The sequence below is a fragment of the Thalassoroseus sp. genome (genome assembly GCF_984380535.1).
The window spans coordinates 168,139-186,836 of sequence record NZ_CFHRBF010000007.1 but is presented as its reverse complement, the minus strand read 5'-3'; the positions used below and the strand labels follow the sequence as shown (position 1 = coordinate 186,836).

Below are 18,698 nucleotides of genomic sequence, written 5' to 3'. Positions count from 1 at the left end.
ATGCTTCCTCAGGAGTTCGGTTCCATAATCGCCCGAAAACGTGGCGAGAGGTGCTGCAGCAGAAGCACGGTTAGTGTCTCCGTTGTCAAATCGATCTCGAGTTCGCCATCGATAACCTGAACACGGACCCCGGCAGAATCGTGTTCGTCGACATCAAACGTGAGACCGTCTCGCAAAGCTTCGCCACTGAGCGAACGCACGAACTCATCCAGTTCCTGCCGAACTTTTTCAGCCGACTCGTGATCGACTTCACGTTCCGTGAGCACCAAAACTTTGAGGGGCAGGGGGTTGGGAGATTCGGGGAGGGAATGACTTGCGATCTCGAGAATCAAACTCTTAAGGAACTCGCGATCTTTCAGGGTGTGACCAACAAGCGCACGCAACTTGCGAACGAAATCCTGACGGAGTTCTTCGGTTAGCCGCAGACTCGCATCGCGACCGGCCAGACGAATCGCACCTTCCCCGTTAATTCGAGTTTGTTCCGCTTGTTCGTTCGCGTTCGCGATAATCGTCTCAGCTTCCTGCTTGGCTCGATCGAGGATCTCCGCAGCCTGCTGACGGGCGGCAACCAACAAAGCCTCGGCTTCCGTCTGCCCTTTGGATACACCCTCTTGATGAAGCCGATCGATCAGTTGTTGCACACCGGCGGATTCCGTTGGATTGGAATTCATTTCGTTGTCCCTGATGCTAGTCTCACTGACCGGTAGAAGTAGGAATTTCGCCGGCGATCACCAGAGCGAAAATAAAAGCGAACACAGCGAACCCTTCCACGATCGCGGCAGGTGCGGCGGAAAGTCCAAAGATTTCCGGCTTGCTTTTGCTGGCGACAATCGCGGACGCACAACACAAACCTTGGAACACCGCGCTAAACAAGAGAGCAATCCCACAAAGGATTCCAACGGCGAACAGCCCCGGTGCCGACTCGGCTGTGACCGGCCGATTCAGCGTAAACATCACCACGATGCCATAGATGATCTGCGACGAAGGCAACGCCGATAGCCCAACCAAACGACCGTATCCGCTTTCGACGTCAATCATCGCACCGCAAGCCGCTTGCCCCGCCCGTGCACACCCGATGATGCTGCCTACGGCTCCCAACGCGGTCGGTCCGTAGATCCCCATCCAGCCGAGCATTATCCAAAAGAGTTCCATGAGGTCTTATGTCTCCGCTTTTTTGTTGAAGGGCTGAAAAGTGTAACCTTCACTCGTCAGACTCCAGTTGAAAAACTCGATGCAATTCAGACGCAACCCGTGAACGACGCCCCCCATCAATCCGAGTAGCAAGTTGATGCCATGCCCGACGACAAGAATTAGCAATGCTAAGAGGACGCCGAATCCTTTGGTCTGGGAGGCCTGGTGAGCTAAATCATTGAACGTGACTGCAAGTTGAGCACTAGCAAGTCCCAACGCAAAAAGACGTAGGTAACTGAGACAATCGCCGAAAGCTTTCGAGAGATTCGCGACTTGCATCACACCATCAAACAGACGCCGCAAATGCCAAAACGGATTCCATGAAAGCAACGTGCGGTCGCTGCTAAATAACAGAACCGCCACACCCCCGCCGATCGCTAACATCTTCCCGATTTCAAAAAGTTGCGGCGTTTCAGCGAGGCTTCCCGCGCCCATCAGGAACCCGCCTTGAATCAGGAACGCCCACCCTAAGTGCCCGAGACAACGGAACGAATGCCGAGAATTCCAAGCAGAAATCCCATTGGCAAGACTAAGATGGATCACGCCGATCGCGACAGCGATTCCCATCATCGCGGTTTGATTACTCATCATCGGCTCGCCACCGATGCGGACTCGTAGCTTGTCAACCAAGAACCCCTCGCGTGGTTCGACTCCGAAGTAGCTACCGACGAGTACCCCATAAACCACGGTTGCAAACACAATGCCCACGAGCAAGTTGCGGAACGGAACCGTCGCGGCGGACTGACTGAGTTTTTTCCATGATAGGAAAAGAGCCCCGGCCATGAGCAATCCGTAACCGGCGTCGGCCATGATCATCGCAAAGAACAAACTGAACGAGAAGAAGACGATGACCGTAGGGTCCCAAGCGTGATAGTTGGGTGTGATATAAAATGTCACGCACCCCTCGGCACCGGCTATGCGTTCGGGGTTTTCCAAAAGCGTCGGCGGTTGGTCTTCGGGCGTGGCAGCTTCCAACGTGATCGCAAGATGATGTTCGTCGGCGAACTGCTTCACATCCGCGCAAACATTCGTCGGAACCCATCCTTGCAAAGCGAAGACTTCGGGATCGCTTAGCATGCATTGGGAAGCAGAATGTTGAGCGGCCGCATCGTCCGCTGCATCCAAGTCCTGTTTGAGGAGGCTTCTCCACCGGGTCAGCGTGACTCGTTTCCAGTTAAGGTCCTCGAGTTCGTGTTCGATCTGTAATAACTCGCGGCGGAGTTCCGAGAGCGGTCTGTGGTCCAGATCCAATGGCTGAAACGGCAAGTCAGGCGGGTTCTCGGAAAGCACAACGAGATACGTAAAACGCGGACTTTCATTGGCAACGTACCAATTCACCGTCTCGGGGATTTCGGCCAGTCGATGCCGGGGCACTTGAAAGAACCAGAAGTTCCAGCCACCGGTTTCGCTTTGTTCGGGAAGTCGAAATTCCCCCCAAGGCTCTAAGTCGGCAATCGCTTTCTTCAAGTCGTCTCGTACGGCAGTCAGCCGTTCTTTCTGTTGCTTGACCTCCAAGACATCCTGAATGAGCTGTTCGCGATCAAACTGAAATCGCGACTTCTCCTGCTTGCGTTGCGTAGCAGACGCCGTCAGGTACTTCAACGTTTCACGGGCTTCCTTTGAGACGAGTTGCGGGGCTTGAACCGGTGTCTCTCGGAGATTGATCAAGTGCATGCAGCCCAACTTTTGCAAGCCCTCAATGACGGCCGCTTGTTGGGAGTTGGTGCCATACAAAGTGGCTTTCTGCAGTTCCACAATGGCCATTCGATGTTCCCGCTCTCAGTTGCGATGTTTCTGCTTAGCGAGTTTCGACCGCACAACCGCCGCTCGTTCTTCATCAGAAAGAGCAATACGAATTCGTTTGATGTTTTCGACCGCTGTCGGGATGAGCACTTTTTCGAAAAGATTGACTCGTTGGGTAATCTTGCGGGCTGCTAGTTCCAAGCGGTCGACTCGCGTCTGCTGGGCTTGCAATTCGACACGCAAACGAGCGAGGTTTTCTAAACTCTCGACAAGCTGATCGACCCAGAACGGAAACGTCAATGTGGAGTAAGGGGTCCGCTCGAATTCGATCTGTCGCACAACCGGTACGCGAGCGCCGACAATATTTTCTTCTGCAATGACGACATTCCGAACCTGCACCAAACGGGAAACGTCCTGAGGTCGCAATGTTGTACTTCCCAACAATGATAGCAACGGCTCTAACGATGTTCGGTACTCGACTTCATTGGCTTCGAGACGTTCCAACTTGGTGCGGGCTTCTTTCCAAGCTGCTTGGAGTTGTTGGCGTTTCAAATCCAGCGAAGGTAAGAATCGCCGGAACATATTCAACTGGTCTTGTTGTTGTTTCAGCGAGTTTTTGTTGAGGGCAAGTCTCACGTTTGTGCCACTCCCTCGCCGACCGGCTGCGGGTAGTATTTGTCGATGAGTTCTTGCTTCATCAACAATTCCTCCGGCCGGAAGCATTCCGCTAGAGTTTTCCAACCTAAGTTCAGGGCATCGACTAACGGCAACGAGACATCGATCTCCATAAACCGTTGTCGGAAGATTTTTCCGAAGTCTAACAGTTTGTGATCGAACGGCGACAGATCGAACGCCATGGCTTGTTTCTTCTCGGCGTCGCGGGCTCCGGAGTAGAGACGGATCATGGTATTCATGAGTTGGCCATGATCTTCGCGAGTGGTTTTTCCAACCACTTGTTGTTTGAGTCGGGACAAGGAACCGAACGGATCGATCATTCCGTCATGCAAGTAAAATTGACCTTCGGTGATGTAACCAGTGTTATCGGGTACGGGGTGGGTCACATCGTCACCGGGCATGGTGGTGACGGTTAGAATTGTCACCGATCCCGCTCCGCGATAGTCACAAGCACGCTCGTACCGCAGTGCAAGTTGGCTATACAGATCACCCATATAACCGCGAGTCGCCGGGACACGTTCCATCGAGACGCCAATCTCTTTCAAGGCATCTGCGTAGGCCGTCATGTCGGTCAGGAGGACGAGCACTCGTTTTTTTTGCTCGACTGCAAACCGTTCGGCAACCTTCAACGCCATATCGGGAACAAGCATTCGTTCCACGATTGGATCGGAGGCTTGATTGACGAACATGACCGTTCGTGGAAACACACCTTCCTCTTCAAAGGTCGTGCGGAAAAAGTGGTAGTCGTCGAACACAAGCCCCATGCCGCCGAACACGATGATCTCCGCGTCGGCTTGGATTCCGATTCTCGCAAGCAATTGGTTATACGGTTCGCCGGCGACCGAGAAAATTGGAATCTTCTGGCTTTCCACAAGCGAATTGAACACATCGATCATCGGCACTTTGGTTTCGATCATGCGTTTCGGCACAATTCGCATGACGGGATTGACCGATGGCCCGCCGATTTCTACTCGTGGATCGCCATTGAGAGACGGCCCGCCGTCTGTGGAATCTCCAGCCCCATTGAAGACCCGTCCTAGAATTTTGTCGGAAAACGTGACCTGCGACGGGTGCCCAAGAAATTGAATCCGGGCTTCGGTCGATAACCCTTTGCCACCGGTAAAGACTTGAAGTGAAACTTCATCGTTTTGAATTTCGATGACTTGGGCCAACGAGCGTTCACCGTCCCAATTTTCGACCACCGCCAAATCACCAAGACCGGCTTGCTTTGCCCGGACTTTGATGATGTCGCCCACAATGGACAAGATATGCGTGTAGAACGTGAGGTCATTCAACATAAGAACTCATTTTCATTCAGCAGAGTTCGGACCTGGCGCACTCGTTTGTGGACTTGATGGTGCCGAAATGCGGTAAAGCAGACTGTAAAGTGTTGGCACCATCACCATCGTAAGAGCCGTACCGACAATAAGGCCGAAGAAAATCGTGACCGCGAGTGCCACCCAAAACACATCTTGCAACATCGGCAGCACACCTAGCACAGTGGTTCCCGCCGCGTTGACAACCGGACTCAAGCGAGAAACCGCCGCCTCGACAACTGCATTATAAGGAGTCATGTTCTTAGCAAGGTTTGCATTGACTTCATCGAGCAACACTACGACGTTCTTGATCATCATGCCGGACAAGCTCATGGCTCCCAACAACGCGATGAATCCGAACGGCGTATTCGTAAGTAGCAAACCGCTCGTGATGCCGATCATCACGAAGGGGATGACCATCATGCAAATTAGCATCGGCCGAAAACTGTTGAACAATGCCACCAGTATAAACAACATGACGACCAATGCCGGAACAATCCCCGGGATGAGAGCCGCTTGAGATTCTCGGGCACTATCGTATTCTCCACCCCAATCCAGCCGATAGCCGGGCGGCAGTTCGATGTCCTCGAATTGTTGCAACACAGCGTTTCGGAGTGTCGGGGCTGTGACATCGTTCGGCGAACACTGAACCGTGATCGCCCGACGACGATCATAACGCCAAATGATCGGGTCTTCCCAAGGTGTTTCGATGCCATCAATCACTTGCAAAACCGGAACCGAATTCGTCGATAGTTGAGGCGTGATCTGCAACCCATCGAGCGATGAAGCCGCTCGGCTTCGCTCGGATTCGATATTTCTCGCGACAATCGGAATCAAGTCGTCACCTTGTCGATATTGCCCGACGACGATGCCATCGGTAGTGCGTCGCATGACCCGTGCCAGATCGTCCCGAGAAACACCGGCCCAGCGTGCGCGTTCCTCGTTGAATTCCGGAACGACCGCTTGCACACGTTCCCGCCAATTGACACGAACTTCCTTCGCATAGGGCGAGTCTCGCAGAATCTCGGCACCTTGCTGGGCCAAACTTCTTAGTGTCGCAGGGTCTGCAATCGCCGGTCCGCTAAATCGAGCCTCGAACTTCCAGTCATCAAACGCACCCACGGCATACTTTCGGACGCGGACCATGGCCTCCGGAACATTCTCTTTCACCCAGGCGTCCGTTTCCGCGACGAGTGTATCCACATCATCGAGTGACTTCGTGTTGACGATAATCTGAGCATACGATGAATAGGGATCTTCGGCGCTAACGGGTAAGTAAAATCGTGGCGGCCCTTTGCCGATGAATGCACTGACAGATTCTGTTCCATCGTGCCCTTGCACAAAGTTCTCGATCCGCTCTAGGTCGGCACTAGTTTGTTGAATCCGAGTTCCCTGCGGAGCCCAGTAATCAATCATAATCTGCTGACGACTCGAATCGGGAAAGTACAGTTGGGGCACGAACCGAAACCCGGCGACAGAAACAAGAAGCAGCCCGACCATACCGCCAAGAAATAGTAGACGGTGACGAATCGTCCAAGACAAAAGGCCACGAAACCGTTGATAGAATTTACCCTGATACGGGGCTGTTTCTGTCTGGCCAAGTTTTGGAGCCGGTAACAACGCGATGCAAAGCAGCGGTCCGACGGTTTGGCAGAAAACCCAGCTCAGAAACAGTGAGATCGCCACCACGGTAAACAAGCTGCCCGCATACTCGCCAGTGTCATAGGTCGAGGCGAAAATGGGATAGAACGCCATGCAAGCCACGACTGTTGCTCCGAGAAGTGGCCATGCGGGGCCACTCGCAGCTTCGATGGCGGCTTTCTCGCGATCCATTCCCTGCGCGATACGAACCATGATGCCGTCGGTAACGACGATCGCATTGTCGACCATCATTCCCATCGCGATAATCAAGGCCCCGAGCGATACCCGATGCAGGTCAATTTCCATAATCGCCATGACGACAAACGTGCCAAGGATTGGAAACACAAGCCCGCTAATGCCGATGATGATCCCCGCTCGCACACCCATCGTGACTGCCAATAGCACCAACACGATAGCAACGGCTTCCAGCAGGCTAATCATAAAAGCGCGAATCGACTCGCTCACTTGATCCGACTGCCAAGAAATGCGTTCGACGTTGATTCCGACCGGTAACTCCGCGACCATCTCGGCCAGTCGTTTGTCGATGGCCTCGCCCACTCTCACAATGTTCTCGCCAGCACTGGGAGCCAACGCCACCGCAATTGCCTGCTTACCGTTTTGTCGCAGCATCTGGACTGGGGGCTCCGCATAGCCGACACTCACTTTGGCAAAGTCGCGAATGCGAACGAGTTCGTTCCGCCCTTCGACTTGACTAGTGATCGCCAAGTTCCCAATGTCCTCGGGTGATTGAAACTCACCGCTCGGTGCTACCCGAAGCCGCTGCGAGTAGTAATCGACATTCCCAGCGTCCACCACAAGATTCTGCGACTGCAACGTCGACATGATTTGTGCCGGAGTCACTCCAAGCGATGCTAGCTGAGCGCTTGAGGCTTCGATGTAGATACGCTTGTCTTGCACACCCCACAAATCGACTCGTGCTACGCCAGGAACGACACTCAATTCTTTCCGCATGTCTTTGACATGCTTTTCCAATTCGGCGTAACTAAAACCATCGCTGCTGACCGCAAACAGAAAACCGAACACATAGCCGAAATCATCGCCGACGTTCGGTTTCCCGGCTCCGGGAGGCAGCGTTGGTTCGACATCTGCGACTTTCTTTCGCAGCACATCCCAAACCTGCGGCAACTGGTCCGACCAATAGTTGCTTTTAATATCGACTTTGATAATCGAAAGACCTGCCCGGGAGTTGGAGTAGACGTTCTTCAACTCCACCATTTCTTGCAGTTTGGTTTCGATTCGATCGGTAATTTCTAGTTCGACTTGCTCAGCACCCGCACCCGGATAGGTAGTGGTAATCACCGCCGTCTTGACGGAGAACTCGGGATCTTCCAATTGGCCAAGCTGAAAAAAACTAAAGATCCCTCCCACGACAACTAGCAGGATTCCAAAGTACGTAATTGCACGCTTTTCGATGGACAAAGCCGTCAAATTCATCGTGTTAGCGTCCTTCCACTTGGAGAATTTTCACTTGCTGATTCTCGCGTAGCGTGTTGACGCCAGCCGTGACGATCCATTCTCCGCGTTCGAGCCCTTCCAGAACGGCAAGCCCAACGGAAGTCAATGCACCAAGTTTGACCTCTCGGCGTTCCACGGACATTTCGGGTTCTTTGACAACCCATACATAGCTCTGCTGTTCGCCTTCGGCTGTGAACACGGCTCCTGGCGGAACGACGATATCACCTTCCGGGGCATCTTTATCTTCATCAGGTCTGTTACGAACATTCGCCGCCATTCCAGGGAGAATCTGTACGTCCTCGGGTTGGTCGATCTCGATGGTGACAGGATAAGTGCGAGTCGTCTGCGATGCCTCACTACCAATTTTCGTCACGCGACCGAGAAACTCTCGTTCTCCGAACACGTCGAAACGACAGCTGACTTGCTTCACAAGTGGAACCAATGGAATGATGCTTTCGGGCACCTGAACCGTAACCTCAATCTTAGACACATCCAAGAGCCGGGCTACCAATTGCTTGGGTTGTACGGTTTGGAAGTTATCGACGTACCGGGCTGCAATCTCACCATCGAATGGCGCTTTGAGAATAGCGTAATCAAGTTGGTTCTCAGCCGTCGCCACAGCTGCTTCCAGAGCGCGAATCTCAGCTCGCTTGGCCTCCAGGTCTTCCTCTCTCGCCCCTTTCATCCCGATGTTGAGGTCTTCCTTTGCTGCAGCCAACTGCGCGGCTGTCCGGTCCCGACGAGCAAGCCCCACATCGAGTTCCCGCTGAGTGGCAGCCTCTCGTGCGTACAATTTCTCGATTCGTTCAAATTCGGAACGAGCCTCTTTGTAGTTCGCCTCCGCCTCAGCGACAGCGGCCTTCAATTGCTCGATTTCCTCGGGACGAGCACCAGCTTCCATCGCCGTCAAGTTCGCGCGAGCCCGCGCCAATGTGCCTTGTGCGTTCGCCAACTCAGTCTCGAAGTCCCGAGGGTCCAACGCGGCAATCACCTCTCCCTTTTTAACGGTGCTGCCGACATCAACAGGCAGCGATGACAGTCGCCCGCCAACTTGAAACGAGAGATCGACCTCATTTTTCGCAGCCGCTCGCCCAGGGAACTCACGCCCCTGAATCGACAAAATGTCGCCGACCTTGATAGCCCGAACAGGTCGGATCAATTCCGGTGGCGATTCCGTTTCCGTGCAGCCCACGGCCAGCGTAACGACTCCCAGAAAAAAAACGACAACCTGCAAAGGTCCATTCATCGATTATTCCCGACAAGAGTTTGCATCAAACTCACGGTAGTCTTGATTGATGATAAAAATCTTCTAGACGCTTGGAATCAATTTCTAACGCCAGTTCGAATAGTCATCTTCGTCTTCAAACCATAGTTTCCAGATCGTCGCCAACCTGCCCAGCGTACGATACACTATACGAACAACTCAGGCAATCAACCCCAGACCGTCAGATTCTCTCAGCGTCTACAATGTGACTCAGGGTCACATATAGAAAACTCTTACGAGTTCTATGAGCCAATTCCGATCTCACGAAAAGTCTGTTTACCGCGTTAAACAATGCGTCATAACCATGACTACCAAAGCCTGTCCCAGACCTAGTGATTGCACAATCTATCGAGAAACACCCTTGACACACTACAGACCGCCTAGTCAACAACAAAAACCGTGAGTTAACATATTTTTATGACAATCCACATCTCCTTTGAGTTTCTGACTCTTGACACTAGCAACCAGTGACTATGACAGAACTAAGAACAGCCCGAAATCACAGATGTTCGACAGCTACTACTAGTTGTTTCAAACTCGACGGCCAGCTGTCGATGGTAGTTCATAGAGCATTGCGAAACATAGTCTGCGTGGGCATTACTATTGTTCTATGTCACGCCAACTACGTATCCGCACAGGACAATGTTCGCCATGATTCCCATCCATTGAAGACAGCCGACACCTCAAGTCCGCGGGCAACATTGCAGAGCTTCATCGAGACGAGCGATGAGATCCTTCGACGCTTTCGAGGCGAAGGACTGAGCTTTCGCAGTGAAGCCGAACGACGTGCGATTGGAGCACGGGCCCTGCGCTGTCTGGATCTCAGCGATGTTCCTGAATCGGTTCGCACGCATGTCAGCCGGGAGGGCGTTGTCTACCTCAAGGAAGTCCTCGATCGAATCGAGTTACCACCACAGGAAACTTGGCCAGATGCCAAGCAAGTTGCAGAAGATGGAATCGTCCGTTGAACAATCGCAGATACGGAAATCACGATCGGACGAGTCGACGAAGGACCTCGTCAGGGCGAGTTTTTGTTCACTTCCGATACCGTCGAACGAGCCAGAGAGTTTTACGAAGTCGTTCGAGACCTCCCTTACAAAGACCGGCCTGGCGTCACTCCGGGATTCTATCAGTTCTATCTCTCTGAACCGGGATGGCTGATTCCCCGCTCTTGGGTCCGATCCCTACCGGTCTGGGCTCGCGAACGCTGGCTCGGACAGGCGGTCTGGCAGTGGACTTTGTTCGGCATCACATTGATCTCCGCTGCGGTGCTCATGGCAACTATCTATCTGTTTGGCTACCGCCGGGCACGTTCGCTTCGCTCGAATGTTCTGAGATATGTCATGACGCTCGTGTTCCCAATCACTGCAACGATTGTCCCCTTAGCTGCCAACTATTTCATTAGCGAACACATCAGAATCAGTGGCACCGTTCAGCTGATGACCGCCTATGCATTAAGGCTCATCTTCTTACTCGCACTCATTGTGATGTTACTCGGTGCAGGCAGCCGAATTGCTGCGATTGTGATTGCTAGCCCATGGATCCGCCCTAGCGGACTCGATGCACAGTTGGTACGTCTTGTTTGTCGAGTTGCTAGTATCGCAGCTGCTGCAGTTGTGTTTCTAGAAGGTGGTCAGCAGTTTGGCATTCCTCTAACGACACTACTAGCAAGTGCCGGTGTCGGCGGTCTAGCAGTCGCATTGGCGGCTCAAGACACGCTAAAGAACGTGTTCGGTAGCATTATGATTACCCTTGACAAACCCTATCAGGTAGGCGAACGAATCGTCACGAAAGGTTATGATGGTTTCGTCGAGGAGATTGGACTCCGCAGCACGAAAATCCGTTTACTGTCCGGCCATCAGGCTTCGATTCCCAATGAAGAGATGGCCCGAAGCGATATTGAGAACATCGGACGACGCCCGCACATTCGTCACTCGGCGACGCTACAGATGCCATCTTGTACCTCATTTGCTAAGGTCAACCACGCCTTAGCAATCGTCCGCGGTGCACTGAAGAACCATGAAGGAATGAAAGCCGAGTTTCCACCACGTGTGTTTTTGCGGGACGTTAACGACGCATCAATCGGCATCGTCTTGATCTTCTGGTACCATCCGCCTGACTATTGGGAGTACCTCGCTTTCAGTGAGCGAGTCTACCTGCAAATCATGAAGCAATTCGAAGCGGCTGCAATCCCATTTGCACGTCCTGCTAGACTTGTCCACGTCTCCGAATCGCAGATGATTCGTAGTCAACCCCATCAGAATGATCAGCGGACGACAAATCCAGATGTCTCTGAGTAAGGCCTCTGCATTGTCGAATTTCATCCATGAGTTTCAAGCATGTCTTGTGAGCGGATCATTTGAATCTAAGGTGACGGGGCTGGAGCGGGCGGCAAAACTAATGGATGTGGCATCACGCTCGGTTCGACTAAAGATGGCGTTAGCTGCAGCGAACTTTCCGCCCAATGGAGATCGAGAATCCGCCGAATCTCCTTGAGGGTTTCAGGTTTTTCCTTGACGCTAGTGTGCGTTCCCTCGACGAACAATTCACTTTCGACATTTGCAAGCCGTGCGCTTTGAATTGAAACGACACTGTCTCCCGGGAAACACGGGCTGCATCCTTTGGTCCCGATAATAGAATGCAAACGCACGTGCTGCGCAAAAGGCAACTGGGACAAACCGTAAATCCCTAGGCTTTTAGGGGACAGTCCAGCCACACTGCTAGGCAATCGTCGAGGGACACCGGGGCGTAGATACTCCTTGTTCTTGCGGTACATATCCGCCCAACTCCGAGAGGTCTCAAGCAATTGTCCTGCCAATAGCCGGCCGACACAGCCAATGACTCGAGAGCTCAAACCAGACCCGCGATGTGGTACCGCAATGAATACAACCCGTTTGACAAAAGGCTGCGGCTCAAAAAAGAACGCTTGAGAGAGTTCCTGTTTGATGTGAGCATCTGCATCGAATGCGCTGAGTGGCTTGCTTGCAAAAACATTCCAGAGAATCTCACCACTATGGACAACCTGCAGTCTCGATAACAGGCCACCCATGCTATGCCCAATCAGCATCATGTTCTGCAATGCAGGGTCCGCGCAGTATGGATCAAGAAACGCGAGAGTGTTTCGTAAGTCTTCGCGAAACTTGCCGGCAGTTATCAAGAATGGGATGCCGGTGGGATACAGATAGGCCCAGATCTGATATTTCTCCATGAGCTCCGGCTGATTCATCAAGTCATTGATGATCGTCCCCCAAGTCGATGGATTTGAAATCAAACCGTGAACTAGTACGAGCGGGATTTTTCCCGGCTGGTATGGCTGGAGCGTTAACATTCCTTCGTGGCTGACCGCAACCTGGGGATTGAAGAACGCCTGCATTGGATTAGCGGTATCTTCGAGTTCCCGCATTGCAAAGTCGACTGCTGCAGCAATGTTCCGAGATAGGTTTAACTCATAACCGTTGACGATGGACGTGAGAACCGAAACGGGGCTATTCAGTTCGATTGTCCACCCGACGGCACTTTCCGTGGTCGCTTCGCTGGGACGGATCAGTCCGGTGATCGCAAAGGGATGCTTTTCGAGGTAACGTTCTTCACCTGGAGTATCTTGACGACGGTAGTGAATACCAATCAACGAGGCTCCGAACGCATGGCGAAACGTCGGGGCAAGAGCGGGGTTTTCGAAACATGTATGCGCCTGGCGAATACAATCGATTTGGTCGAATCGCCAGTGTATCCCATGGTTGACGATCGGGACGACTGTCTCTTGCCCGTCGACATTCACAGATAACCCCTGGGCAAAATCAAGCCGACCAAGCTGATGCCCATAGACAAGACTCGCCGAGACTGCCGAGTTGTAGAGTTGCAAGTCACTATGGAGGAGCCGAGGTGGATCGCTTGCGATTGCCACGGACAAGTCCTGCCAAGTTAGCCTTGCACAGGCAAAGAAATGGTCGACGCACCGCGGGTCGGCATGGGCGGCAAAATACTGAGCCTGCTGATAAGCCGTAGCGGCTTCCGCATACAGCGGCCCACCACCGTGACAGTTCAACAGCGGAGTTTGAGTCGACATTGCGGGTTGTTCCGCCTTGACCGAACTCGTCAGCAGCAGCAACAAGGGGACAAAAGCTGCGATAAACATCTGCTTTTGACTCATCCATGAATACATGGGGCAATGCCCTTAAGTGTGAAGTCGCTGCGTATAGTGTCGATTTCAACGGTATCGACGTTTCTGGAACCGAATACCCCGATAATTCCGGTGCTATCGATACTTCCTAGCACCTAGAAATTGATCGGTACGATTTCGCGCAGTGAGTCAAACTAGGAAGCCTACAGAAACTTAGCCACCTTAATAGACTGCATAGTATTCAGGCTGCGTGTATGAGCGGCCGCAGAGAATTCGTCGCTTTCCGGTCCTCTTGAGAGAGTGTATTGCAGACGTGATTACGATTCGCCGGAAGCAACATCCTTTGCAGGTTCGGAATCGCGTGGCGTGACCTGACGAATCGCGCAGGAAATCAAGAGTCCTTGCTCGGTCCGCACGGGACTGAGGCTGATCTCGACAGGAAAAACACCGCCGGATTTCTGGCGGCCATAGAGTGTCAACTGGTTACCCATCGGGCGGAATTCGGGATTGTTGACATACGAGCGGAAGTGAGCCGGGTGACCGGCGCGAAACTCCTCAGGCACTAGGACATCGATCTGCTGTCCTAAAAGTTCTTGTCGCGGGAAGCCGAACAGCTTTTCCAGCTGAGAGTTGACTAGTACGATTTGTCCGGTTTCGTTGACGATAACCATGCCATCCGGGGCGGATTCCAAGAGTTCTTGGAAGGTTTGTTCGGTTTGCTTTCGCTCGGTGATGTCGCGTCCGACAAGATAAATGGCCCCTTCGCCGGCAATCAGGCTCGCGTTCCACAAGACCCAACGGTAGGAGCCATCGCGGCATCGGCAACGGTGTTCAACGGCGGTCAATCGCTCTCCCGCCAAGATGCGTTCGAGATTCTTGGTAAGCGAAGCATGGTCGTCTGGATGTAGCATGTCCCAGACCGTTGTGTCTTGCAGGTCGGATGGTTTCCAGCCGAGTAAGTGGTCCCAGGCGGGATTGGTTTGATGCAGCGTTCCCTGCGAATCTAGGATTGCAAGCAGATCCAACGAGAGATTGAAAAACCGCTCACGTTCTTGTTCGGTTCGTTTTCGTTCCGCGCGATTCGCGATCCAGCCTTGAATTTGTCCCGCAAGCTGAGAGGCCGACCGTTGCCGGTCTTCCCGCTTCTTGGAGAGTCCCTGGAGACAAATACGTTCTAACTCATAAGGAATGGCAGGATAAAGTTCGCTAGGCGGCGTCGGTGGATCATGAATGACTTGATTCAGGACATCGACGATACTACTCCCCGAAAATGGAGGCTCACCAGTGAGTATTTGATAGAGGATAGCGGACAAGCCATAGATGTCGGTTCGTTTCTCGACTTCGTCGATCTGTCCAAGCGCCTGCTCGGGAGCCATGTAAGCCGGCGTGCCTAACTTTTCGCCTTGCAGCGTTCCCTCTGCCGGTTGGCTGCCGTCCTCGGAGACAATCAGAGTTTCCGTCAACGCCGCATCGATGTCCCCCTCAACGATCGTCTCATCCAAACGCTTCGCTAACCCCCAGTCTAAGACAATCACCTCTCCAAAATCCCCAACGACGACGTTGTCTCCTTTGAGATCGCGATGAATGATATTTCGCGAATGTGCATAGGCGATTGTCTGACAGATACTGACAAAGGTATTCAGTAGTTTAACGAGTTCGCTGATACCACTTTGAGTCTTCGACTTTCGCTCGTCATGGGCCTGTTGAATAACTTCGGTCAAAGTTTGGCCTTTGACAAATCGCATCGTGTAGTAACAGCGACTACCGTCGGGGTTGGCCGAGTACTCGTACACCGGCACGACACCAGGGTGTTCAAGTTGAGCCGTTAACTGAGCCTCGCGGAAGAACCGTTCGCGGTTCCGCACGGATTGCGTTTGCGTTGGTTTTAGTTCTTTTAAGGCGATCTCACGATGGAGTATTTGGTCCTCGGCAATCCAAACCTGTCCAATGCCTCCGGTCGAATGCAACCCTTTTAGGACAACACGTTCCTGATCGCCGGGCAGACGAGTTTCCTTGACCACCGAAACCGTGTCAGAACCTAAGCCCTGCAGAGACTCGTGAATTGCAGGACTGCTAATGCTCTCTAATGCCGACTTGGCGACATCAGGCATTTTGGACAATGTCTCCCGAACATCCCCGCCCAGCTTTTTGACTCGTCTTGCGAGTAGATAGTCGACATGACTACGGTCTTCTTCTTGCAGCCAGCCATTCTGAATCAGGATATCTGCAAGTGACGATTCTTTGCGTGATGACCACAGCGTGCAGGCATCCACAAATTCGCGGACGTCAATCAAATCACTTTGCATGGCGATTACGCCGAAGAGCAAATTTCTGTCTGTCTCGGAGTTCGCCATGCTGTTTCTATTCACCTCGACATTGAAAGTTTAGGCCGGTATCGTCTTTCAAGCTTCCGACCATATTAAAATGAAGATTCCTTAACTTTTCGATCGTCAAATCCGTGCATAATAGGAATCGACGTGACCGTGACAGCCAAACCCATCCCCTAAGGAATTCATACTCCACCACATCAAGGCGACGGCAGCGGGATATTCATGCCATTGATAGTCTCACCGGTTCCAATAACCTGCCGCATACCCCCCAATACCAACGACGATGCCCAGGAAATCGATCGTCTCGCCAATCTCGCCAGCTATCTCGAACTTGGCTCAAATCGCGACTGGGAAAATGGCTTCGCCATTCGATTTCCGCACGAAGCAAAAACTGCTGACCATATCGTGTTGTCGCCGAAACTCAAACTCATCTTTGGTCAGCTGCTTGCAATGATAGTCAGTTTCGGTGCAAACTTCACTGATCAGCCGGTCAATTTTGTTGTGGTCGCGGCCACCCCTGATGGATTCCATATTACAATCGTGTTCGCATATTGAATCAGCCATCGATTGACCGGGCCAACTCAGCAGATCGGACACTCGGGTGAGAGAACCATGACTGGCATCAATCCATACGGCCAAAGTTTTCCGATCGGAGCCACGACTTTCGAGGATGGTGTCAACTTTAGTCTGTATTCCCGTCATGCCACGGGCGTAGAGCTAGTTCTATTTGATGCCTCTGAAGACCTTCAACCCTCGCAAGTCATCTCGCTCAACCCGGCTAAAAACCGAACCTATCACTACTGGCACACCTTTGTACCAGGCATTAGGGTAGGCCAAATCTATGGGTACCGCGTTGACGGGCCCTATACTCCCGATGTCGGTCTGCATTTCGATCGTACAAAGGTGCTTCTGGACCCTTATGGCCGAAGCGTTGTCGTGCCACAGGGCTATGATCGTGAGCACATTCGTCGTGATGGACCGGCGGCAATCACAATGAAAAACGCAGTCGTCGATCCAACTCTATATGACTGGGAAGGCGACAAGCCACTGCAATTGCCATCAGCCCGCACGACCATCTACGAAATGCACGTACGAGGCTTAACACAGAATCCGAATTCGGGAGTTAGTGAGGACAAACGTGGCACCTACGCGGGAATAATCGAAAAAATTCCGTATCTTCAGAACCTGGGAATAACCGCAGTCGAACTACTTCCGGTGTTCCAGTTCGACTCTCAAGATTGTCCACCCGGCAAAACTAATTATTGGGGTTACGCTCCCGTCTCATTTTTTGCACCGCATCAAGCCTATAGCAGTTCTCAAGATCCTTTAGGACCAATCGACGAGTTTCGGGATCTCGTCAAAGCTCTACACCGGGCCAACATCGAGGTCATTCTTGACGTCGTATTTAATCACACGACCGAGGGTGATCATCACGGACCGACACTATGTTTCAAAGGCATTGACAACCCAACCTATTACATGATGGAGGACAACGGAGCGCGTTATGCAAACTACACAGGCTGCGGAAACACCTTGAACGCCAATCATCCGATTGTCCGCCGACTCATCGTTGATAGCCTGAGGTACTGGGTTTCGGAAATGCATGTCGATGGGTTTCGCTTCGATCTGGCGTCGATCTTAGCACGCGACTCTCAAGGACATCCTCTGCCAAATCCACCAGTCCTCTGGGATATTGAATCGGATCCAGTACTGGCCGGCACAAAACTGCTTGCAGAGGCCTGGGACGCGGCTGGGTTATACCAAGTGGGCAGCTTCATCGGCGATACTTGGCAAGAATGGAACGGTCGCTTCCGTGACGATGTTCGAGATTTTTTCCGTTGTACTCAAGGTTCAGTTCGGCGTGTGGCAGACCGTCTTGTCGGCAGCCCGGAGATGTACGGTCATAAGTCCCGCGAGCCAGAACAAAGCGTCAATTTCGTGACTTGTCACGACGGCTTCACGCTCGACGATCTTGTGTCGTACAACCACAAACACAATGAAGACAATGGCGAAGATAATCAGGATGGCAGTGACGACAACCGGAGTTGGAACTGTGGTGTCGAAGGAAGTACAGACGACCGCGAAATCGAAGCGCTGCGTAATCGGCAAGTCAAGAACTTCTTGACGGTCAACCTTCTTGCATTAGGCGTCCCTATGATTCTGATGGGCGACGAAGTTCGTCGCACGCAACGCGGCAACAACAATGCATACTGTCAAGACAACGAACTCAGTTGGTTTGATTGGTCCCTATTGGAGAAGCATGCCGACGTTTATCGGTTCGCGAAACTTCTCATAGCAAGACGCTCGATGCGGAATACCGATCATGCTGCCAAACGAACGAGTCTGACTACTTTGATATCACAATCCCGCCACGCCTGGCATGGCATCCAACCGTTGAAGCCCGATTGGAGCGACTCTTCGCACCTGATCGCCTTAGGGGCAGAGTTGCCGGCAGATGGACTGTTCGTACATCTCATCCTGAACGCCCATTGGGAACCCCATGAGGTAACGCTCCCAGATTGTCACAACGGCCAACCTTGGCGACGATGGATTGATACATCCCTGGAATCACCCGACGACATCATCGCCTGGGAATCTGCGAGGCCAATTGAGGGCACGCGTTACTTCGTCCAAAGCCACTCCGTTGTCACACTGATTTCCGGTGGCGACAGAAGCTAAACAAGACTGTCCACGCAGTTTTCGCAGCCCGACATCACTGCCAGAAACAGCCATACGGGGGCCAGAACAGTACATCAGAACAGATCCAAACCGAGTGTGCCTAGGCATGTTCCCGATAATCTGCTAACAATCAGGCAATCGACCAGGATATTGCCATTGCATGAAACCCGGACACTCCCAACTGTGCTCTGACAGCTGTCGGGCAATTGGGTTGTTATCATACACAGAGAACAACGTCGTCGAAATCTTGATCAGGATCGGAC

At 52.5% G+C, this 18,698-nt stretch carries 13 protein-coding genes; 4 read left to right on the top strand and 9 right to left on the bottom strand.

Features of this window, described 5'->3' with window-relative positions; translation table 11 throughout:
* Positions 1-8: 8 nt before the first annotated feature.
* Genes AC5DDB_RS11315 through AC5DDB_RS11285 form a run of 7 tightly spaced genes read right to left on the bottom strand, consistent with a single transcriptional unit; the run spans position 9 to position 9,288 of the window.
* Complete coding sequence (locus AC5DDB_RS11315; protein WP_491739835.1) at positions 9-671, bottom strand: hypothetical protein; 663 nt, start codon at positions 669-671, stop codon at positions 9-11.
* Between the two features lie 22 nt (positions 672-693).
* Positions 694-1,152 (bottom strand): ATP synthase subunit C, encoded by a 459-nt coding sequence (locus tag AC5DDB_RS11310; RefSeq protein ID WP_491739834.1) that lies wholly within the window; start codon positions 1,150-1,152, stop codon positions 694-696.
* A gap of 6 nt (positions 1,153-1,158) precedes the next feature.
* Positions 1,159-2,955 (bottom strand): V-type ATP synthase subunit I, encoded by a 1,797-nt coding sequence (locus AC5DDB_RS11305; RefSeq protein ID WP_491739833.1) that lies wholly within the window; start codon positions 2,953-2,955, stop codon positions 1,159-1,161.
* 15 nt (positions 2,956-2,970) lie between these two features.
* On the bottom strand, positions 2,971-3,570 hold the full coding sequence (locus tag AC5DDB_RS11300) for a V-type ATP synthase subunit D (RefSeq protein ID WP_491739832.1): 600 nt from the start codon (positions 3,568-3,570) through the stop codon (positions 2,971-2,973).
* A complete protein-coding gene (locus tag AC5DDB_RS11295; RefSeq protein ID WP_491739831.1) occupies positions 3,567-4,907 on the bottom strand; it encodes a V-type ATP synthase subunit B in 1,341 nt (446 codons plus the stop codon). Before AC5DDB_RS11295 ends, AC5DDB_RS11300 begins: the two co-directional genes overlap by 4 nt.
* 12 nt (positions 4,908-4,919) lie before the next feature.
* Positions 4,920-8,021, bottom strand: a complete 3,102-nt coding sequence (locus AC5DDB_RS11290) for an efflux RND transporter permease subunit (RefSeq protein WP_491739830.1) — start codon at positions 8,019-8,021, stop codon at positions 4,920-4,922.
* Positions 8,022-8,025: 4 nt separating this feature from the next.
* On the bottom strand, positions 8,026-9,288 hold the full coding sequence (locus AC5DDB_RS11285) for an efflux RND transporter periplasmic adaptor subunit (protein ID WP_491739829.1): 1,263 nt from the start codon (positions 9,286-9,288) through the stop codon (positions 8,026-8,028).
* 608 nt (positions 9,289-9,896) lie between these two features.
* Here AC5DDB_RS11285 and AC5DDB_RS11280 point away from each other — a divergent pair.
* Both AC5DDB_RS11280 and AC5DDB_RS11275 read left to right on the top strand, forming a co-directional pair.
* On the top strand, positions 9,897-10,274 hold the full coding sequence (locus AC5DDB_RS11280; protein WP_491739828.1) for a hypothetical protein: 378 nt from the start codon (positions 9,897-9,899) through the stop codon (positions 10,272-10,274).
* A 63-nt stretch (positions 10,275-10,337) separates the two neighbouring features.
* A complete protein-coding gene (locus AC5DDB_RS11275) occupies positions 10,338-11,606 on the top strand; it encodes a mechanosensitive ion channel family protein (protein ID WP_491739827.1) in 1,269 nt (422 codons plus the stop codon).
* A 65-nt stretch (positions 11,607-11,671) separates the two neighbouring features.
* Here AC5DDB_RS11275 and AC5DDB_RS11270 read toward each other — a convergent pair whose 3' ends face one another.
* The gene (locus AC5DDB_RS11270) at positions 11,672-13,456 is read right to left on the bottom strand and encodes an esterase/lipase family protein (RefSeq protein ID WP_491739826.1); all 1,785 of its coding nucleotides are present in this window, start codon (positions 13,454-13,456) and stop codon (positions 11,672-11,674) included.
* Positions 13,457-13,743: 287 nt separating this feature from the next.
* Entirely contained in the window at positions 13,744-15,780 is a 2,037-nt protein-coding gene (locus AC5DDB_RS11265) for a PAS domain S-box protein (protein ID WP_491739825.1), read from the bottom strand.
* A 198-nt stretch (positions 15,781-15,978) separates the two neighbouring features.
* On the opposite strand from AC5DDB_RS11265, the gene AC5DDB_RS11260 reads away from it, so the two are divergent.
* Positions 15,979-16,311, top strand: a complete 333-nt coding sequence (locus tag AC5DDB_RS11260; protein WP_491739824.1) for a hypothetical protein — start codon at positions 15,979-15,981, stop codon at positions 16,309-16,311.
* A gap of 57 nt (positions 16,312-16,368) precedes the next feature.
* Positions 16,369-18,435 (top strand): glycogen debranching protein GlgX, encoded by a 2,067-nt coding sequence (glgX, locus tag AC5DDB_RS11255; RefSeq protein WP_491739823.1) that lies wholly within the window; start codon positions 16,369-16,371, stop codon positions 18,433-18,435.
* Positions 18,436-18,698 lie beyond the last annotated feature (263 nt).